This window comes from Fuscovulum sp. (assembly GCA_035192965.1).
Classification (GTDB): domain Bacteria; phylum Pseudomonadota; class Alphaproteobacteria; order Rhodobacterales; family Rhodobacteraceae; genus Paragemmobacter.
In genome coordinates, this window is sequence record CP136571.1 from 2781976 (window position 1) to 2801208 (window position 19233).

The 19233-nt window shown below is 63.9% G+C and carries 21 protein-coding genes; 9 read left to right on the forward strand and 12 right to left on the reverse strand.

Annotation, left to right across the window (positions count from 1 at the left end; translation table 11 throughout):
- Positions 1-61: 61 nt before the first annotated feature.
- Positions 62-1312, reverse strand: a complete 1251-nt coding sequence (locus RSE12_13665) for a Zn-dependent hydrolase (GenBank protein WRH61422.1) — start codon at positions 1310-1312, stop codon at positions 62-64.
- A gap of 136 nt (positions 1313-1448) precedes the next feature.
- On the opposite strand from RSE12_13665, the gene RSE12_13670 reads away from it, so the two are divergent.
- Both RSE12_13670 and RSE12_13675 read left to right on the forward strand, forming a co-directional pair.
- The gene (locus RSE12_13670; GenBank protein WRH61423.1) at positions 1449-2096 is read left to right on the forward strand and encodes a TetR/AcrR family transcriptional regulator; all 648 of its coding nucleotides are present in this window, start codon (positions 1449-1451) and stop codon (positions 2094-2096) included.
- Positions 2097-2164: 68 nt separating this feature from the next.
- On the forward strand, positions 2165-2620 hold the full coding sequence (locus tag RSE12_13675; protein WRH61424.1) for a heme-degrading domain-containing protein: 456 nt from the start codon (positions 2165-2167) through the stop codon (positions 2618-2620).
- A gap of 217 nt (positions 2621-2837) precedes the next feature.
- Here RSE12_13675 and RSE12_13680 read toward each other — a convergent pair whose 3' ends face one another.
- Positions 2838-3122 carry a cupin domain-containing protein gene (locus RSE12_13680; protein ID WRH61425.1) on the reverse strand — a complete coding sequence of 95 codons (285 nt, stop codon included), beginning with the start codon at positions 3120-3122 and terminating at the stop codon, positions 2838-2840.
- Positions 3123-3219: 97 nt separating this feature from the next.
- On the opposite strand from RSE12_13680, the gene RSE12_13685 reads away from it, so the two are divergent.
- The gene (locus RSE12_13685) at positions 3220-3825 is read left to right on the forward strand and encodes a TetR family transcriptional regulator C-terminal domain-containing protein (GenBank protein WRH61426.1); all 606 of its coding nucleotides are present in this window, start codon (positions 3220-3222) and stop codon (positions 3823-3825) included.
- Between the two features lie 72 nt (positions 3826-3897).
- On the opposite strand, the gene RSE12_13690 is transcribed toward RSE12_13685, so the two are convergent.
- Positions 3898-4902 (reverse strand): LLM class flavin-dependent oxidoreductase, encoded by a 1005-nt coding sequence (locus RSE12_13690; protein WRH61427.1) that lies wholly within the window; start codon positions 4900-4902, stop codon positions 3898-3900.
- A 92-nt stretch (positions 4903-4994) separates the two neighbouring features.
- Here RSE12_13690 and RSE12_13695 point away from each other — a divergent pair, with 92 nt between their 5' ends.
- Positions 4995-5213: a hypothetical protein gene (locus RSE12_13695; GenBank protein WRH61428.1), complete on the forward strand. Its 219-nt coding sequence runs from the start codon at positions 4995-4997 to the stop codon at positions 5211-5213.
- Between the two features lie 131 nt (positions 5214-5344).
- Here RSE12_13695 and preA read toward each other — a convergent pair whose 3' ends face one another.
- The 3 genes from preA to RSE12_13710 all read right to left on the reverse strand — a co-directional run bounded on the left by preA (position 5345) and on the right by RSE12_13710 (position 8671).
- A complete protein-coding gene (preA, locus tag RSE12_13700) occupies positions 5345-6646 on the reverse strand; it encodes an NAD-dependent dihydropyrimidine dehydrogenase subunit PreA (GenBank protein WRH61429.1) in 1302 nt (433 codons plus the stop codon).
- Positions 6647-6721: 75 nt separating this feature from the next.
- Positions 6722-7258 carry a DedA family protein gene (locus tag RSE12_13705; protein ID WRH61430.1) on the reverse strand — a complete coding sequence of 179 codons (537 nt, stop codon included), beginning with the start codon at positions 7256-7258 and terminating at the stop codon, positions 6722-6724.
- 69 nt (positions 7259-7327) lie between these two features.
- Positions 7328-8671 carry an NAD(P)-dependent oxidoreductase gene (locus tag RSE12_13710; protein WRH61431.1) on the reverse strand — a complete coding sequence of 448 codons (1344 nt, stop codon included), beginning with the start codon at positions 8669-8671 and terminating at the stop codon, positions 7328-7330.
- A gap of 280 nt (positions 8672-8951) precedes the next feature.
- On the opposite strand from RSE12_13710, the gene accB reads away from it, so the two are divergent.
- The 3 genes from accB (at position 8952) to aat (ending at position 11525) form a co-directional block, all read left to right on the forward strand.
- Positions 8952-9446 carry an acetyl-CoA carboxylase biotin carboxyl carrier protein gene (gene accB, locus RSE12_13715; protein ID WRH61432.1) on the forward strand — a complete coding sequence of 165 codons (495 nt, stop codon included), beginning with the start codon at positions 8952-8954 and terminating at the stop codon, positions 9444-9446.
- 10 nt (positions 9447-9456) lie between these two features.
- A complete protein-coding gene (accC, locus tag RSE12_13720) occupies positions 9457-10806 on the forward strand; it encodes an acetyl-CoA carboxylase biotin carboxylase subunit (GenBank protein ID WRH61433.1) in 1350 nt (449 codons plus the stop codon).
- Positions 10807-10874: 68 nt separating this feature from the next.
- Complete coding sequence (gene aat, locus RSE12_13725) at positions 10875-11525, forward strand: leucyl/phenylalanyl-tRNA--protein transferase (protein ID WRH61434.1); 651 nt, start codon at positions 10875-10877, stop codon at positions 11523-11525.
- Here aat and RSE12_13730 read toward each other — a convergent pair.
- The 5 genes from RSE12_13730 to RSE12_13750 all read right to left on the reverse strand — a co-directional run bounded on the left by RSE12_13730 (position 11468) and on the right by RSE12_13750 (position 15033).
- Positions 11468-11899 (reverse strand): DUF2155 domain-containing protein, encoded by a 432-nt coding sequence (locus RSE12_13730; GenBank protein ID WRH61435.1) that lies wholly within the window; start codon positions 11897-11899, stop codon positions 11468-11470. The genes aat and RSE12_13730 overlap by 58 nt on opposite strands.
- Positions 11896-12375: an outer membrane lipid asymmetry maintenance protein MlaD gene (mlaD, locus tag RSE12_13735; protein WRH64827.1), complete on the reverse strand. Its 480-nt coding sequence runs from the start codon at positions 12373-12375 to the stop codon at positions 11896-11898. The genes RSE12_13730 and mlaD overlap by 4 nt, the downstream gene beginning before the upstream one ends.
- Positions 12372-12746: an NADH:ubiquinone oxidoreductase subunit NDUFA12 gene (locus RSE12_13740; protein ID WRH61436.1), complete on the reverse strand. Its 375-nt coding sequence runs from the start codon at positions 12744-12746 to the stop codon at positions 12372-12374. Before RSE12_13740 ends, mlaD begins: the two co-directional genes overlap by 4 nt.
- A 261-nt stretch (positions 12747-13007) precedes the next feature.
- On the reverse strand, positions 13008-14279 hold the full coding sequence (gene clpX / locus RSE12_13745) for an ATP-dependent Clp protease ATP-binding subunit ClpX (GenBank protein ID WRH61437.1): 1272 nt from the start codon (positions 14277-14279) through the stop codon (positions 13008-13010).
- Positions 14280-14400: 121 nt separating this feature from the next.
- Positions 14401-15033 carry an ATP-dependent Clp protease proteolytic subunit gene (locus RSE12_13750; GenBank protein ID WRH61438.1) on the reverse strand — a complete coding sequence of 211 codons (633 nt, stop codon included), beginning with the start codon at positions 15031-15033 and terminating at the stop codon, positions 14401-14403.
- A 251-nt stretch (positions 15034-15284) separates the two neighbouring features.
- Between RSE12_13750 and RSE12_13755 the strand changes: the two genes are divergently transcribed.
- Positions 15285-16469: an FAD-binding domain-containing protein gene (locus RSE12_13755; GenBank protein WRH61439.1), complete on the forward strand. Its 1185-nt coding sequence runs from the start codon at positions 15285-15287 to the stop codon at positions 16467-16469.
- Positions 16470-17291: 822 nt separating this feature from the next.
- Here the strand turns inward: RSE12_13755 and RSE12_13760 are convergent.
- Positions 17292-17900 (reverse strand): CDP-alcohol phosphatidyltransferase family protein, encoded by a 609-nt coding sequence (locus RSE12_13760; protein WRH61440.1) that lies wholly within the window; start codon positions 17898-17900, stop codon positions 17292-17294.
- 121 nt (positions 17901-18021) lie between these two features.
- Between RSE12_13760 and RSE12_13765 the strand changes: the two genes are divergently transcribed.
- Positions 18022-19233, forward strand: a complete 1212-nt coding sequence (locus RSE12_13765; GenBank protein ID WRH61441.1) for an ABC transporter substrate-binding protein — start codon at positions 18022-18024, stop codon at positions 19231-19233.

Here is a 19233-nt window from a genome sequence, read left to right on the forward strand (position 1 = left end):
CATTCTTCTCTGCCCAAGTATCCTGCGGGGGTCCGGGGGTGCAAAACCCCCGGGGCATCCGTCAGGAAACCACCTCGGCCACCTCAAGCGCCGCATGCAGCAGCACATCCGTCCCCGCCGCCGCCCATTCCGGGCTGATCGCCTCCGCCTCATTATGCGACAGCCCGTCCACACAAGGGCACATGATCATCACCGTCGGCGCCACGCGGTTGATCCAGCAGGCGTCATGCCCGGCACCGGACACGATATCCATGTGGGAATAGCCCAACCGCTCCGCCGCTCCGCGCACCACGGTCACCAGACCGGGATCAAAGGTCACGGGGTCGAAATGCCCCACATCCTCGATCTCGCAGCCCAAGCCCAGTTCCTTCGCCACCGCATGCGCCGCCCGCATCACCTCGGCCTTCATCGCATCCAGCTTGCCCTGCTCCGGCGACCGGATATCGACGGTGAACACCACCTTCCCCGGAATCACGTTGCGCGAGTTCGGAAACACCTTCACCTGCCCCACCGCGCCCACGGCATTGGGCTGATGGCTCATGGCAATCTGATGCACGCGCTCGGTGATCCGCGCCATGCCAAGGCCTGCATTCACCCGCATGTTCATCGGCGTGCTGCCCGTATGCGCGTCCTTCCCGGTCAGCGTGATCTCCAGCCACCACAGGCCCTGCCCGTGGGTCACGACGCCGATCGTCTTGCCCTCGGCCTCCAGGATCGGCCCCTGCTCGATATGCAATTCCAGCATCGCATGCATCTTGCGCGCGCCGACCTTTTCATCCCCGACCCAGCCGATGCGTTCCAATTCCTCGCCAAAGACCTTGCCGTCCAGATCGCGCCGTCCCTTGGCGTAGTCCTCCGTGTGGATCCCCGCGAACACGCCCGACGCCAGCATCGCCGGCGCGAACCGCGCACCCTCCTCGTTGGTCCAGTTCGTCACCACGATGGGGCGCTTCGTCGTCACCCCCATGTCATTCATCGTGCGCACCACTTCCAGCGCGCCCAGAACCCCCAGCACCCCATCATATTTCCCGCCCGTCGGCTGGGTATCCAGATGGCTGCCCATGTACACCGGCAGCGCTTCCGGGTCCGTCCCCGCCCGCGTGGCGAACATGTTGCCCATGCTGTCCACGCCCATGGTCATGCCCGCCGCCTTGCACCAGCCCGCGAACAGATGCCGCCCCTCGCTGTCGGCATCGGTCAGCGTCTGGCGGTTGCAGCCCCCTGCGACGCCCGGCCCGATCAGGGCCATCTCCTCAAGGCTGTCCCACAGCCGCGCGGAATTGATCCTCAGGTTTTCCCCGGGTGCTGGCATTGGCTGGCTCTCCCTGTGGTGGGGGCGTCTGTCGGCCCCTGTCCCACGAACGTTGATCGACTCGTTTCCTGACCGTATGGTCAATATGAAACGCATCACAACCTGACCATCCGGTCAACGAGAATCACGGTCACCCATGCCTGAACCTGCCCGCATTTCACGCATCCGCTCTGGCCGTCGCACAGATATCCGGCGCGAAAATGAACGCCTCATCCTCGACGCCGCCGAACGGGTCTTCGCCGAGGCAGGCTTTGGCGGGGCAACGATGCAACTCATCGCCGATATGGCAGGCCTGCCCAAGGCCAACCTGCACTATTACTTCCCCACCAAAGAGGCGCTTTATCGCCGCGTGGTGCAGAACATTTTTGAAATCTGGCTCGACGCAGCCTCCAGCTTCGATGATGCCGCAGGCCCCGTCGAAGGCATCGGCGCCTATGTCGAGGCGAAGATGCAGATCTCCCGCCGCCACCCCCATGGCTCCAAAGTCTGGGCGGCCGAGGTGATGCACGGCGCGCCGGTTATCCAGGACTATCTGGAAACCACCCTGCGCGACTGGACCAATGGCCGCATCGCGGTGATCCAGCGCTGGATCGATCAGGGTCAGATGGCCCCCATCGACCCCCGCCACCTGCTGTATATGCTCTGGGCCACCACCCAGCACTATGCCGATTTCGGCCACCAGATCGAAACCCTGAACGCAGGCCACCCGCTGACCGACAGGCAATGGCGCGACGCAACCGACAGCGTCAAACAGATCATCCTGCGTGGCATCGGTGCGATCTGACGCCGCCACCTTGCCATTTCCCGCCCGCTCCGCTCTGCTCACCCGGCCAACGCCAAAAGGACATCACCATGGACATCGCCGAGCTTGAGGCCGAGGCCGCCCGCCTCATCCTGTCGGACTTCACCGAGGAAACCGCCCTGCGCCTTGGCCTGACGATGATGAACATGGCCAAACTCGACCGCCTGCCCGTGGTCATCAATATCCGCACCAATGACCGCACGCTGTTTCACCTCGCCATGCCGGGGGCTGCCCCGATCAATGACCGCTGGGCGCGGCGCAAATCCAACACCGCGCTGCATTTCCACCTCGCCTCGCTGCATGTGGGGCGCAACATGGCGGCCAAGGGCGAAACGCTGGCCATGCACGGCCTTTCGGAAACCGAATTTGCCATCCACGGCGGTGCGGTGCCGGTCTGCGTCGCGGGCGCGGGCCTTGTGGCCTGTGCCACCGTATCCGGCCTGCCGCAGTTGGAAGATCACCGCCTCGTCACCCGCGCGCTGGAAACCCTGCTGCCGGGGCGGTGACGCGCCGCGCGGAAACTCCGCCCCGCGGGCTTTGAAATCGCAAGACGCATCCTATCTCTCCTGAGGGAAACAAAGCACCAAGAGGGACAAGATGAAATTCCACGGACTGACGCGCGCACTCGCCATCATCACCGCCATGCTGGTCGGCGTGCCCTATCTGATGATCCTCGCCGTCGAATGACAGCGCAGGCGCGGGGCGGCCCCGCCTCCCCGCGCCTTACAGCAGTTCGACCTCGACAAAGCGCATCTCCTCGCTGCCTGCGTTGATGACATTGTGCTCCACCCCCGCCATGCGCCGATAGGCGCTGCCTGCGGGCACCAGCACCCGCCGCCGCCCGCCATCCGGATCTTCCAGTTCCATATGACAATCCGTCAGCGCGGTGATCACGTAATCATGCCCGTGCCGATGCCAGCCGGTTTCCGCCCCCGGCGCGAAATCGAACCGCGTCACCCGCACCTGCGCATCCTCAACCAGCAGCGTGGCCACACATGTCTGCCGCATCCCCTTGCCCCCCATGCCGTTAACGCTTTGCATCCCCCGCAGAATTGCGCCAAGGTCAGCCCAGCGGTAGTTTTTCACAAGAACAAAGTCCCTGCCTATGACAAGACCCCGCACGCGCATCCAGCAGAAGAATTCGGAAACCATCCTCGAAGCGGCGCTTGATGTCTTTTCCACCTATGGCTTTCGCGGTGCGACGCTGGATCAGATCGCCGAAGTGGCGGGCCTGTCAAAACCAAACCTGCTCTACTATTTCCCCTCGAAAGAGGCGATGCATCAGGCCCTGCTGACACGGCTTCTCGATACATGGCTCGATCCTCTGCGCGAGATGGACGAAGACGGCGATCCGGTGGCAGAGATTCTTGGCTACGTGCGCCGCAAGATCGAACTGAGCCGCGATTTCCCCCGCGAAAGCCGTCTTTTCGCCAATGAAATCCTGCAAGGCGCGCCCCGGATGCAGGATGCGATCGAAGGCGATCTCAAACAGCTGGTGGATCAGAAAAGCATCATCCTCACCCGCTGGATGGATCAAGGCCGCATCGCCCGCCTGCCGCCGCAACATCTGCTCTTTTCGATCTGGGCGCTGACCCAGCATTACGCAGATTTCGACATGCAGGTCCGCGCCGTCCTCGGCCCCGGCCATGATCCATTTGCCGAGGCAGGCGATTACCTCGAAACCCTGTTCCGCAAACTGCTGGCCCCTTAAAGGAAGCCCTGCCGCTTCATCTTGGCCCAAATACCCAAAAAACGCAGACCCGGGCGCACCCCCCCGGATAGGTCAAGCAGCCACCGCCCGCCCCACAAACCCCGCGAGAACCTCCGACGCGATCTCGAATGACCGCAATCGCGCGGCATGGTCATGGATCATGCCGGTGACCATCACCTCATCCGGCTGATACCGCGCCAGAAGCGCTTGCATCTGCCGCGTCACCGTGGCCCGCGATCCCACGGCGGAACAGGACAGCGCCGCCTCCACCTCGGCCCGCATCCCCGCCGGGATCTCTGACAGGTCCGCGGTCGGCTTGGGCAATTTCCCCGGCCGCCCCATCCGCAACCGCGCGAATGCCAGAAGTTGGGATGACCGCAAGAGTTCCGCGTCCGCATCCGTCTCCGCCGCACAGACGCCCACCCCCATCATCGCATGGGGCGCATCCAGCCATTGCGACGGTCGGAAGGTGCGGCGGTACACGTCCAGCGCCTCGCCAAGCATCTGCGGCGCGAAATGCGACGCAAAGGCATAGGGCAAGCCCAGCCAGGCCGCCAATTGCGCGCCATAGAGGCTCGACCCCAGAATCCAGACCGGCACCTGCGTGCCCACACCGGGCACCGCCCGCACCCGCGCCTCGGGATGGTCTTCGTTAAGATAGGAGATCAGCTCCGTCACATCCTGCGGAAAGCTGTCAGCCTGCTCCATATGCCGCCGCAACGCCCGCGCCGTGGCCATATCCGTGCCGGGCGCCCGGCCCAGGCCAAGGTCGATCCGCCCCGGGAACAGCGTGGCCAGCGTGCCGAACTGCTCAGCAATCACCAGTGGCGCGTGGTTGGGCAGCATGATCCCGCCCGCCCCCACCCGGATATGTGACGTCCCCGCCGCCACATGCCCGATCACCACTGCCGTCGCCGCCGAGGCGACCCCAGCCATGTTGTGATGCTCGGCCAGCCAATAGCGGTGATAGCCCCAGCCTTCGGCATGACGCGCAAGGTCCAGCGTCGCCCCCAGCGCATCGGCCGTGCTGGCCCCTTCAGGAACGGGCGAAAGATCAAGGATCGAGAAATGTTGCATCCAGCAAAGATAGGCAGCCACGCCCGCAGGGGCAATGCAGGATTAACCCAGCCTTAACCCGACTCGGTCAAAGTTTCGGCATGGCACAGGTTATGACATTTCCCAGACGGCCCACATGGGCAGACAGCATGTTCGCCGCCAAGGCTGCGGTGAATGGCGGCGTGATCCGCCGTGCGATCCGTGATGTCGACCGCGACATCGGCCGCGCCGCCTTTGAGCTTGAGGTGCGGCGCAGGGGCTTTCACCTGATCGAATGCGACAACCAGTATATCGTCATCTGCAATGCGGGCAGGATCAACGTCATCTGCTGATCATCGCACCAAGCGGCTGAAAGTTTTTCCAATAACTTTCAGCCAGCCCCACCCCAAAATTTTCCACTGGAAAATTTCGGGGTCCGCGTCCGGAAATCTTTTTTAAAAGATTTCCGGACGGCTGTCTCACCTCACTCCGCCGCTTTTGCCATCGGGTTGTTCGGATGGCTCGTCCAGTTGCCGTAATCGGTCACCATACGCCCCGTGCGCGGGTCGGTCGCGCCTTTCGGCATCTCGACCATGGTGATGCAATTCTCCACCGGGCAGACGTTGACGCACAGGTTGCAGGCCACGCATTCATCGTCCTTCACGGTGAACACCCGGCTCGGGCTCATGTCGATGGCCTGATGGCTGGTGTCCTCGCAGGCGGCATAGCAGCGCCCGCATTTGATGCAGGCATCCTGGTCGATATGGGCCTTTGTGACGTAGTTCAGGTTCAGATACTGCCAATCGGTCACATTCGGCACCGCCCGCCCGATGATCTCATCGATGCTCGCGAACCCCTTCTCGTCCATGTATTGCGACAGGCCCGAGATCATCTCCTGCACGATCTTGAACCCATAGGTCATCGCCGCCGTGCAAACCTGCACGTTCGACGCCCCAAGCGCCATGAACTCCACCGCATCGCGCCAGGTTGTCACCCCGCCGATGCCGGAGATCGGCAAGCCACGCGTCTCTGCCGACCGCGCAATCTCGGCCACCATGTTCAGCGCGATCGGCTTCACCGCCGGCCCGCAATAGCCGCCATGCGTGCCCTTGCCATCAATCATCGGCTCGGGCGAGAAGGTATCAAGGTTCACCGCCGTGATCGAATTGATCGTGTTGATCAGCGACACCGCATCCGCCCCACCCCGCTTGGCCGCTTCGGCAGGTTTGCGGATGTCGGCGATATTGGGCGTCAGTTTCACGATGCAGGGCAGCGCGGAATAGTGCTTCACCCATTCGGTGACCATCTGGATATATTCAGGCACCTGCCCCACGGCAGATCCCATCCCGCGCTCGGCCATCCCATGCGGGCACCCAAAGTTAAGCTCCACCCCATCCGCCCCGGTATCCTCGATCCGGTGCAGGATGGTCTTCCAGCTTTCCTCGTCGCAGGGCACCATCAGGCTGATGATCATGGCCCGATCCGGATAGTCTTTCTTGACGCGCCGGATTTCATCCAGGTTGGTCTGCAACGGCCGGTCAGTGATCAACTCGATGTTGTTCAAGCCGAGAAGCCGCCGATCCGCGCCCCAGATCGCGCCATAGCGCGGCCCGTTGACGTTCACCACGGGCGGCCCTTCGCTGCCCAGCGTCTTCCACACCACACCGCCCCAGCCCGCCTCAAAGGCGCGGCGGACGTTATACTCCTTGTCCGTCGGCGGCGCCGAGGCCAGCCAGAACGGGTTGGGCGAACGAATCCCAAGGAAATTCGAAGTCAGGTCAGCCATGAAAGCCTCCATATTGGCGTGCGGAAGCGTCGCCCAAAGGCGCGCCCGTCGTTTTGCTATGTGTGAAGGAAGGGGTCAGAACCCCAGCAGATTCCAGAACCAGCCGATGATGATCCCGCCGATCTCGCCGAATTTCGGGATGACGTAGGCCCAGGCCAGCGCGGCGATCACGTTCACGGCCATGAACAGCGGAAAGGCCATTCGCGTCATGCCCGCGAACAGAAAGATCACCGGGCGCAGCGGCCCGAAGAAATGGCCCAGAAACACCGCGCCCACGCCCCATTTGCGAAAGGCTTCGCTCGCCTGTTCCACCAGATCGGGATGGTCGCGCAGCGGCCACATGCCCAGAATGCGCCCGCCGAACCGCAGCCCCAGCCAATAGCTGAAGGTGGAGCCGATCACCGCCCCCAACGCCGCCCCGGCCCAGATCGGAAAGAACGGCACCGCCCCGGTCGCCACCATCGCGCCGACGCCCACCAGAATGGCGGTCGACGGCACGGCGATGGACAGAAAGGCCGTCGTCTCTGCCGCGGCAAAAACCAGCGCCAGCCAGAACGACCATTCCTGATGCCGTTCGATGAAGGCGATCGCCGCCTCGGTCCACGATTCCATGCGGCGCCTCCTCTAACGGCACCGCAGATGGGGCTTTTCCGCGCCCCGGTAAAGGGGGGCTGGCGAAAATCATGTCCGCGCCGCCATCAGCGTGGCATGGATGTCCTCGGCCGCGTCGCGGCCTTCGGCCACCGCAGTCACCGTCAGGTCGTCCCCGCCCGCCGCACAATCGCCCCCGGCCCAGATCCCGTTCACCGACGTGCGCCCAGCCCCGGTCACGGCGATCTTGCCACCGGCCAGAGCAATCCCTTCGGGCGCGCCGGTCAGCGTCTGGCCGATGGCCTTGTACAACTGATCCGCCTTCAGCCGGAACGTCTCGCCCGTGGTCTTCAGCCCATCCGGTCCCTCGGTGGTATAGGCGAATTCTACCTCGGCCACGGCGCCATTGCCATGCACGGCCACCGGGGCTGCGTTGCAGATGATCCGCACGCCCGCACTGGTGGCATGTTCCTGCTCATATCCGCTGGCGCTCATCTTCGCCTGATCCCGGCGATAGACGATGGTCACGTTCTCCGCGCCCAGCAGCCGTGATTGCACGGCCGCATCCACCGCCGTCATCCCGCCGCCGATCACCACCACGTCGCGGCCAACCGGCAGCACCGACTTGTCTGCCGCCTGCCGCAACTCGGCGATGAAATCCACCGCGTTGCGCACATTGCCCCGGTCCTCGCCGGGCGCGCGCAGGGCATTCACCCCCGCCAGCCCCATGCCCAGGAACACCGCGTCATAATCGCCCTGCAACTGCGCAAGCGATACATCCCGCCCCAGCGCCATCCCGGTCTTGATGGTGATTCCGCCGATCTTCAGCAGCCACTCCACCTCATCCTGCGCGAAATCGCCCACGGCCTTATACTGCGCGATCCCGTATTCGTTCAGACCGCCCGCCTTGGCGCGCGCGTCATAGATCACGACGTCATGCCCTTTCATCGCCAGCCGATGCGCACAGGCCAGCCCCGCCGGCCCCGCCCCGACCACCGCGATCTTGCGCCCCGTCGCCGCGGCGCGCGCAAAGGGATGCACCCCCTTGGCCATCAGCGTATCCGTGGCGAACCGCTGCAACCGCCCGATCTCCACCGGTTTGCCCTCCGCCACTTCGCGAACGCAGACCTCTTCACACAGCGTCTCGGTTGGGCAGACGCGGGCGCACATGCCGCCCAGAATATTCTGTGAAAGGATCGTCCGCGCCGCCGCATCCGGTGTGCCGGTAGCGATCTGGCGGATGAACAGCGGAATGTCGATGCTCGTGGGACAGGCCGTCATGCAGGGCGCATCATGGCAGAAATAGCAGCGATCCGCCGCCACCCGCGCCTCATGTCCGTCCAGCGGCGGCTCATGATCAGTGAAGTTTCCGGCAAGCACATCGGCTGGCAGACGCCCCGGCACGACACCGGGCGTTAGCGGGCTGTTGGACAAGGCAATCTCTCCCTGTTTGCTGTTCTTTGTTAAGGAAAGGCTGCCATAGGGTCTGTTTTTTATCAAACGGTAAAATTACCGTCAGGGCAGAATTTTCCCCCTCCCGGCCCCAATCCGCTTTGGATGCCTGAAATTCAGGCGATCCCGCCCTGCACATCGCCGCTTTTCACCCCCGGCAGGGTGGCGTATAAGCACGCGATCCCTGGCGCTGCCCCTCTGGCATCCCCAGATGGACAGGCAGAAATGAACCCCGGCGCAACGTCGCCAGCAGAGGACCGGCATGAGCAAGCACACTTCCGAAGCCGATGTCGCCTTTATCCAGGCGCTCGCGGAACTTCTGAACAAGAACGAACTGACGGAATTGTCGGTCAAACGCGAATATGGCGAAGATGACAGCCTCGAAGTGCGCGTCGTCAAACAGTCCAATGTCGTCACCATGACCGCCGCCGCGCCCGCCCCGGTCTATGCCGCAGCCCCTGCTGCCAGCGCCGCCGCAGCGCCCGCAGGAGCACCGGCCGCACCGGAAGATCCGGCACAGCATCCCGGCGCCGTGACCTCGCCCATGGTCGGCACCTGCTATCTGGCCTCCGAACCCGGTGCCACGCCCTTCATCACCGTCGGCGCCACTGTGGCCGAGGGCCAGACCGTCCTCATCATCGAAGCGATGAAGACGATGAACCAAATACCCGCGCCCAAGGCCGGTGTCGTCAAGCGCATCCTCGTCGAAGACGGCACGCCGGTCGAATACGGCGCACCGCTCCTGATCATCGAATAAGGGCCACGCCATGTTCGAAAAGATCCTGATCGCCAACCGGGGCGAAATCGCATTGCGCGTCATTCGCGCCGCCCGGGAAATGGGGATCAAGTCGGTCGCCGTGCATTCCACAGCCGATGCCGATGCGATGCATGTCCGCATGGCCGATGAATCGGTCTGCATCGGCCCGGCCTCGTCCACCTCCTCCTATCTCAACAAAGCCGCCATCATCTCGGCCTGTGAGATTACGGGCGCGCAGGCCGTCCATCCCGGCTACGGTTTCCTGTCGGAAAACGCCGCCTTCGCGCAAGCGCTGGAAGATCACGGCATCACCTTCATCGGCCCCTCGGCGGAACATATCCGCATCATGGGCGACAAGATCACCGCCAAGGAAACCGCCAAGGCGCTGGGTATCCCGGTCGTCCCCGGTTCTGAAGGGGGCGTCGCTGATTTCGAATCCGCCATCGGCGTGGCCGCAGGCATCGGCTTTCCCGTCATCATCAAGGCCACCGCGGGCGGCGGCGGGCGCGGCATGAAAGTCGCCCGCAACGCCGAAGAGTTGGAAGTCGCCTTCCGCACCGCGCGTTCGGAATCCAAGGCCGCCTTCGGCAATGACGAAGTCTATATCGAGAAATACCTCCAAAAGCCCCGGCACATCGAAATTCAGGTCTTCGGTGACGGCAAGGGCAACGCCGTGCATCTGGGCGAACGCGACTGCTCTCTTCAGCGCCGCCACCAGAAAGTGTTCGAAGAGGCACCCGGCCCCTCCATCACCCCCAAAATGCGCGCCGAAATTGGCAAAATCTGCGCCGAGGCCGTGGCCAAGATCAATTACATCGGCGCTGGCACCGTCGAGTTCCTCTATGAAGACGGCAACTTCTACTTCATCGAGATGAACACCCGCCTTCAGGTCGAACATCCGGTGACCGAGGCGATCTTCGGCGTCGACCTTGTCCGCGAACAGATCCGCGTCGCCGCTGGCCTGCCCATGTCCTTCAAGCAAGAAGACCTGGAAATCAACGGCCACGCAATCGAGGTGCGGATCAACGCGGAAAAACTCCCCAACTTCGCCCCCTGCCCCGGCAAGGTGCGCGTGTTCCACGCGCCGGGCGGTCTGGGCGTGCGCATGGACAGCGCGCTTTACGGCGGCTACTCCATCCCGCCCTATTACGACAGCCTGATCGGCAAGCTCATCGTCCACGGCCGCGACCGGCCCGAAGCGCTGGCCCGCTTGCGCCGCGCGTTGGGGGAATTGATCGTCGACGGGATCGACACCACGGTTCCGCTGTTCGATGCGCTGCTGGCCGAACCCGATATCCAGTCGGGCGAATACAATATCCACTGGCTGGAAAAATGGCTCGCCGCCCAGTTCGGCGAATAACATGAACACGCGGCGCCCCCTTGGCGCCGCGACAAATTCCTTTCAGGGAATTTGCTTCTGGCGGCCCCATGAACCTTCCGGCCATCACCCCTGACATCCTGCTGCGCGCCTATGCGGCGGGCATCTTTCCGATGGCAGAAAGCCGCGACGATCCGCAGATCCATTGGGTCGATCCGCGCCGCCGGGGCATCCTGCCGCTGGACGGGTTCCACATCTCGCGCTCGCTGCGCCGCCGCCTGCTGCGCGCCGACTGGCGCGTCACCGCCGACACCGCCTTTGCCGAAACCGTGCAGGCCTGCGCCGACCGCGATGAAACCTGGATCAACGCGACGATCTTTTCCAATTACGTCACCCTCCACCACACAGGCCACGCCCATTCCATTGAGGTATGGGAGGGCGACGAACTCATCGGCGGCGTCTATGGCGTCACGCTTGGCAGCGCCTTCTTCGGGGAAAGCATGTTCTCGCGCCGCACCGATGCGTCAAAGCTCGCGCTGGCCTACACCGTGCATCGCCTACGCGCAGGCGGCTTCACCCTGTTTGATACCCAATTCCTGACGCCGCATCTGGCCAGCCTTGGCGGTCTGGAAATCCCGCGCGGCGATTACCACCGCCGCCTCGCACGCGCCCTGACGGAAACAGCCAGCTTTCACCCGCCGGGCTATTCGCCCTCGCCCTCGGATGTCGCCTCATCCGGCACGGGTGCCACTTCCGGATAATCGCAGCGCAGCACCCAAACGTCATAGCGCGGATGATCCAGCGCCGACAGCGCGGGCGATGACGCCACCATCCACCCTTCGAACACAGGCGTTGCCTCGCCCGTCGCCGCCGCAGTGCCCGTATCCATAATGGTCAGATGCGCCTGTGCGTCCGACGCTGGGTTATCCGCCGGATAGCGGCAGGCATCCAGCCGGATCGTCAACCGCCCCGACACCGCCTCTTGCCCCAGCGCCAATTCGATATCGGCCGTTTCCCCGGTCAGCTTGTCCAGCCAGCGCAGAATGCCCGCCTCACTCTCGGCAAACTGCTGCGCGGCCAAAGGCCCCGCCAACAGGCCCAGCATGGCCAGCGACCCCAGCGCGCGGGCGATCATTCGACCGCACCACCTTCTGGTGCCGCCGCCTCATCGCCGCCCCCGGCAAACTTCATCATCAGCGAAATCACCGACACCGCGCCTTGCGTATCCTCGATCTCCGCCCCGGCCTCCAGATTGTCCAACGACCCACCCGGCACCAGTTCCACGAAATTCCCGCCCAGCAACCCCTCGGACGAAATCAGCGCCGCCGAGTCATCCGGCAACAGCACGTTCTGCTGCACATTCAACCGCGCATCGGCAAAGAACGTCTCGGGGTTCAGTTCCAGCCCCGTCACCGTGCCGACCTTCACCCCCGCCAGCCGCACATCCGTTCCGACCCGGATTCCCTCGACCGACCGGAACGATGCCACCAGCTCATAGCTTCCCGATGCCTGCGACGTCACACCCGTCTGCTGACCAGCATAGACCAGAAAGGCGATCGCGGCCGCCAGAACCGCCGCCCCGGCCAGAACTTCCGCACGATTCTCCATCACTTCGGCTGCCACGCCTCATAATCCTGCCGCGCCGCAGGGGCGCTGCGCCGGATCGAACCGGCCGGAGCATAGGCGGCATCCGTTCCCGTCAGGTTTTCCTTATGCGGCTTTTCCCACGCCTTGTGCTTCAGCGGCGCCTTGGTCGGCGGCTCGTCCCAGGTGTGGTGCAGCCAGCCATGCCAATCCGCATTCACCCGGCTCGCCTCGGCCTCACCGTTGAAGATCACCCAGCGCCGTTTGGCATCGCGCGTCTCGTAATAGATGTTGCCCTGGTCGTCCTCACCCACCTTCACCCCCTTGCGCGAGGTATAAAGCTGCGTGCCCAACGTCTGACCGTTCCACCACGTCACGAGCCGCTTGAGGAAATCCATAACACCCTCCGGGAAACCTTTGCCCTCATATGGCCGAACGGGCGAAAAAGGTCCAGCGTCAAGCCACCCTTGCAGCGGGAAAGTGACTGGCTGGCGCCGCCCGCTCAAGCCGCACCGCTTACCCGCTCCCACCCAAATCGCGCCCAATCACACCAGACTGGCGCACAGCGCCCATTGTCTTGTCGCAGAACAGCAATCCCTGAAACGCAAAGGGGCGGACCCATCGGTCCGCCCCTGCTAAATTCCGTCCAGCAACCGGCCTCAGCCTGCCGTTGCGGGTTCCTTCTTCTTCTTGGCTTCGGTGTAAACCAGCATCGGCTTCGCCTCGGGCGAATTCACCGCTTCCTCGTTCACCACCACCTCTTCCACACTGTCCATGCCCGGCAGTTCGAACATGGTATCCAGCAGGATATCCTCCATGATCGACCGCAGCCCCCGCGCGCCCGTCTTGCGCTTGATCGCGCGCTTGGCGATGGCGGTCAAAGCATCCGGCGTGAAGGTCAGCTTCGTGCCCTCGATCTCGAACAGGCGCTGATACTGCTTCACCAGCGCGTTCTTGGGTTCGGTCAGGATCGTGACCAAGGCCCCCTCGTCCAGATCGTTCAGCGTGGCGATCACCGGCAGACGACCCACGAATTCCGGGATCAGCCCGAATTTCAACAGATCCTCGGGCTCCAGCTCCTTGAACAGTTCACCCACGCCGCGCGAATCCGGGTCCTTCACATCGGCACCAAAGCCGATGCCCGATCCCTTGTTGCGCTGCGCGATGATCTTTTCCAGCCCGGCAAAGGCCCCGCCGCAAATGAACAGGATGTTCGTCGTATCCACCTGCAGGAATTCCTGCTGCGGATGCTTGCGCCCGCCCTGCGGCGGCACGCTTGCCACGGTGCCTTCCATGATCTTCAGCAGCGCCTGCTGCACGCCCTCGCCCGACACGTCGCGCGTGATGCTGGGATTGTCCGACTTGCGGGTGATCTTGTCGACCTCGTCGATGTAGACGATCCCGCGCTGCGCCCGCTCGACATTGTATTCGCTGGCCTGCAACAGCTTCAGGATGATGTTCTCCACATCCTCGCCGACATAGCCCGCTTCCGTCAGCGTCGTCGCATCCGCCATGGTGAAGGGCACATCCAGAATCCGCGCCAGCGTCTGCGCCAGCAGCGTCTTGCCGCAACCTGTCGGCCCGATCAGCAGGATGTTCGACTTGGACAATTCAATGTCGGTCTTCGACGAATTGTTCAGCCGCTTGTAATGGTTGTGCACCGCGACCGACAACACCCGCTTGGCATGGATCTGGCCGATCACGTAATCGTCCAGCACCTTGCAGATCTCGCGCGGTGTCGGCACCCCTTCGCTGGATTTCAGACCGGTGGTCTTCGTCTCCTCGCGGATGATGTCCATGCAAAGCTCGACGCATTCGTCACAGATGAACACCGTCGGACCTGCAATCAGCTTGCGCACCTCATGCTGGCTCTTGCCACAGAACGAGCAGTAAAGCGTGTTCTTGCTGTCGCTGCCGGAGTTGTTCGCCATTCGGTCGTCCTCTGCCAGATCCCGGCCCTTGGGTCGGTTTACCGCGGAAGTCTAGGCCAAGGCCCGCGCCCCCACAATGCCAAAAAGCCCCCGCCCTTTTCACAGCGGCGGGGGCCCGTTCTCACTTCGACGTGTCGTCCATCTTGCCACGGTCGGCGACGATGTCGTCGATCAATCCCCAGGCCTTTGCATCCTCGGCCGACATGAAATTGTCCCGCTCAAGCGCCGCCTCGACCGTGTCGTAATCATTGCCGGTATGCTTGACATAGATCTCGTTCAACCGGCGCTTCAGCTTTTCGGTTTCGCGCGCATGGATCATGATATCCGTGGCCTGCCCCTGATAGCCGCCGCTGGGCTGGTGCACCATCACGCGGCTGTTCGGCAGCGAAAAGCGCATCCCCTTATGCCCCGCCGTCAGCAGCAGCGACCCCATGGACGCCGCCTGCCCGATCACCAGCGTGGAGACCTTGGGTTTGATGTACTGCATCGTGTCATAGATCGACAGACCCGACGTCACCACGCCACCGGGCGAGTTGATGTACATGCTGATTTCCTTCGACGGATTTTCCGCCTCAAGGAACAGAAGCTGCGCACAGATCAGCGACGACATGCCGTCATGCACCGGGCCGGACAGGAAGATGATCCGCTCCTTCAGCATCCGCGAAAAGATGTCATAGGCGCGCTCGCCCCGGCTGGTCTGTTCGACGACCATCGGGACAAGGGTGTTCATGTAGTGATCGACGGGATCGCGCATCCGGGCTGCCTCTTCATCTCACAATGGTCAATCGGGGGTCATAACGACATTCTCTTGCCAGAGTCTTAGTTGTGTGGGCGGGGGGCTGCAAGGGCAGCCCCGTCGATTGCCAGCGCCCCCCTTTGCCGCAGCCCCCCTTGATCCGCGTCGCATGGGTATTTTTGCCAAGATGAAGCCCGCAGGGCAGAGAAGGCTTTTTGCCGCTGCGCCCCCGCCTTGTCCCCCGTTCCGCTCCGCCTAGCTTGCGCAGCATGACCGGATTGCCGCTTCCCCTTCCTGCCACCCGCGCTGCCGCCACCGCACGCCTTGCGGCCTTTCTTCCTCGCGCGGGCTTGCCCTATGCCGCGCGCCGGAATGAGGATCTGCCGGGCCATCCCCATGTCTCGGGCCTGTCACCCTATCTTCGCCACCGCCTCCTGACCGAGGCCGAGGTGATCGACGCCACCCTGCGCGCCCATCCGCAGGGGGCCGATAAATTCCTGGCCGAGGTCTGGTGGCGCACCTACTGGAAGGGCTGGCTGGAACGCCGCCCCGGCATCTGGGCCGCCTATCGCCAAGGCCTGACCGCCGCGCTGAACCGCGTGCAGACGGAATCCGGGTTGCGCCAGCAATGGGAGGCAGCCTGTTCCGGCACCACCGGGATCGACGGGTTCGACCATTGGGCGCAGGAACTCGTGGCCACGGGCTATCTGCACAACCACGCGCGGATGTGGTTCGCCTCGATCTGGATCTTCACCCTGCGCCTGCCCTGGGAATTGGGGGCGGATTTCTTCCTGCGGCATCTGATAGATGGCGATCCCGCCTCCAACACCCTGTCCTGGCGTTGGGTCGGCGGGCTGCACACGCCGGGCAAGACTTATGCCGCCACAGAAGACAACATCGCCAAGAACACCCATGGCCGCTTTCGCCCCACCGGCCTTGCGCGAAACTGCCCGCCCTTGCCCATGCAGCCCCACCCCGCCCTGCGCGCCATGCCCACAGGCGACGCGCTGCATCCGGGCCTGCCCACCGCGCTTTTGCTGCATGAAGATGACCTCGCCGGTGATGCCCCTCCGGCGCTGGCCGATGCCGGGCCGCTGGTGTTTCTTTCCACCACCACCCGCCGCTCGACCCTTGCGGTGAACCCGATCGTCACCGCCTTTGTCGACGATGCCCTGACCGACACCGCCCACCGCAGGGGCCAACCTGACGCCCCGCGCTTCACCGATGCTACGCTGGAGCCGCTTGCCGATCACCTCGCCGCGCAGGGCATTGCCCAACTGGCCACCCCTTATGCCCCCATCGGCCCCACCGCCGCCGCCCTGCAACGCCTGGCCCCCCTGCTAGAGGAACGCGGCATCCGCCTTGCCCGCCTGCTGCGCGATCACGACGCCGCCGCATGGCCCCACGCCACCCATGGCTTCTTTCGCTTCCGCGAGGCAGTGATGGGCGTCTGATCGCCCTCCTGCCAACGCCCATCCCGCCTTTCCCGGCAGAAGCGCGCAGCCCCCCATTAGCCGGGCAAGGACAGCCACGCCGGACCGCATCCAACGGCCCCCCTGACCGACAACGCGCCGCTGACAGCGCCCAACAGACAGTGCTCAAAACACTGCGCATATGCGCCTGCAACCATCCGCCTTCGCCCAAATGATTAGGCTCACCCGGAAACACCCAGCAAATATCCTTGGCCAAAAACGCTGCACATCCGGTTCCCTCGGGCAGCGCCTCTTCGACGGTCCAATCTCGCGCCGACTTCTGAGTGCCTTATGGCTCAGCGGCCGATCTCGCCTACACCGTTAACCCTAACCGTCGATGAACAACCCGCAAGTGATCTGCCAACCCCGGGCGAGCCACACTCGATTTCGCACCCGACACTTCATTCAGACCCGCGCTCTCCCCAGCCCCCGCACAGCGTCCGAGACCACGCTCCCCCCCAACACCCGCCACTGAAACCGGAACCACGCCCTCCCCGGCACCCGACGCAGCGTCTGCGGTCTCAATCTCTCCCGCACTCGCTCCCCTACACGCGACCACGTATCAAGACCCCGACCAGGCCCTGTTCTTACGCCGCGCCCCCCGCATTAACCTTAATCGTCTATGAAACTGCCGGCCTCTGCGTGCATACGCCCGTCTGCACAGCCGTCTGCACCACGCGCTGCACCGGGACAGCCCCCGCCTTCCACCTTCCGCCGCGACGTTAACCTTAACCGATCTTCAGCACTCCGCCCGCGCCGTGCATACGCCCGTCTGCACCGCCATCTGCACCGCCTGCTGAACGCTCAGCGAAAGGTCCGCGCCGCCAGCCAGACCCGCGCCCCGGCTGTCACGAAACACAACGCCCCGAACACCCAGGCCAGCGGCGCAAAGCCCGCGGGCCACAGGCAAAGCAGCACGAAAAACACAATCGTTTCCGTGCCTTCCAGCAAACCCGCTGTAAAGTACAGCGACTTCTCCCCCCGTGCCCGCGTCTGCATCCCCCGCTTTTCGGCCAGCACCGCATAGCCCAGAAAACTCGCCCCGTTCACATAGAACGAGGCCAGCAGAAACGCCCCCGCAACGCCGTTTTCCCCCGGATCACGCAGCACAAATGCCAGCGGAATGGCCGCGTAGAACAGAAAATCCGCAACGATATCAAGGTATCCGCCGAAATCCGTCTTGGCCGTCGCCCGCGCCACCGCCCCGTCCAGCCCATCCGCCACCCGCCCGGCCAGAAGCAGCAGCAGCGCCGCCCATCCCGGCCCGCCAAACGCAAGGATCGCCGCCGCCACAATCCCCAGCGCCAACCCCGCCAGCGTCACACCATTGGCCGTAACCCCTTGCGCTGCCAGTTTTTTCCCGGCCCGGTCCAGCGGCGCATCAATCACCCGCCGCATCATCCCGTCCAGCATCGCATTCACCTTTCCGTATGCGGCGACAAATGCCTGTTGCCAGCCATCCCCTGCCCTAGCTATCCCGGTCAGACCGCACCCGACAAGCCGTAGATACGGGCGCCAGATCCAAGGATACCAGATGCAAAGACGCGACGCCCTCCGCCTTCTCGCCAGCCTGCCCGTCTTTGCGGGGTTTTCGACAAAAGCCCTTGCTGAAGAATGGGATAGCATCCTGGAACAGGCCAAGGGGCAGACGGTCTACTGGCACGCCTGGGGCGGCGATCCCAAGATCAACGATTTCATAACCTGGATCGGCGACACCGCGATGGAACGCCATGGGGTCAGCCTCGAACATGTCAAACTTGCCTCCACCGCCGATGCTGTCGCCCGCGTTCTGGCGGAACAGCAGGCCGGGCAAACCACGGGCGGCGCGGTCGATCTCATCTGGATCAACGGCGAAAATTTTGCCGCGATGAAGGCGCAGGGTCTTCTCTTCGGTCCCTTTGCGGAAACCCTGCCGAACTGGCCGCTGGTCGATACAGTGGGCAAACCCGCCACGGTGACCGATTTCACCTTGCCGACGGGGGGATATGAATCCCCCTGGGCCATGGCGCAACTGGTGTTCGAATACGACACCGCCCGCCTTGCCAGCCCGCCCACAACCCTTGCCGCGCTGGCCGATTGGGCCATCGCCAACCCCGGCCGCTTCACCTATCCCCAACCGCCCGATTACCTTGGCACCACCTTCCTCAAGCAGGTCGCCTATGGCGTGATGGCCGATCCCACCCTCCTGCAATCCCCGGTGGATGAGGCGGCCTATGACACCCAGACCGCGCCGCTCTGGGCCTTTCTCGACCGTCTCCACCCGGCGCTCTGGCGCGAGGCAAAGGCCTTCCCGCAGAACGAACCCGCCCTCGGCCAGTTGCTGGCTGATGGCGAGGTCGACATCGCTTTCGCCTTCAACCCCGGCCGCGCCAGTGCTGAGATCGCCGCCGGAACCCTGCCCGACACGGTCCGCACTTTCGTGCTCGATGGGGGCACCATCGGCAACGCCTCCTTCGTCGCCATCCCCTTCAACGCCGCACATCAGGCGGGGGCCATGGTCATGGCCAATTTGATCCTGGATCCCGAAGTGCAGGCCCGTGCGCAGGATCCCGCGATCCTCGGCTTCCAGACGGTGCTGAACATTCCGGCCCTCGCCACTGAGGACCGCGCCCGGTTCGACGCGCTGGAACTTGGCATCGCCACCCTGTCGCCTGCCGATCTCGGCCCTGTCTTGCTGGAACCGCATGCCAGCTGGATGACACGCATCGCGCAGGATTGGGCCGCACGCTACGGGGTTGCCCAGTGA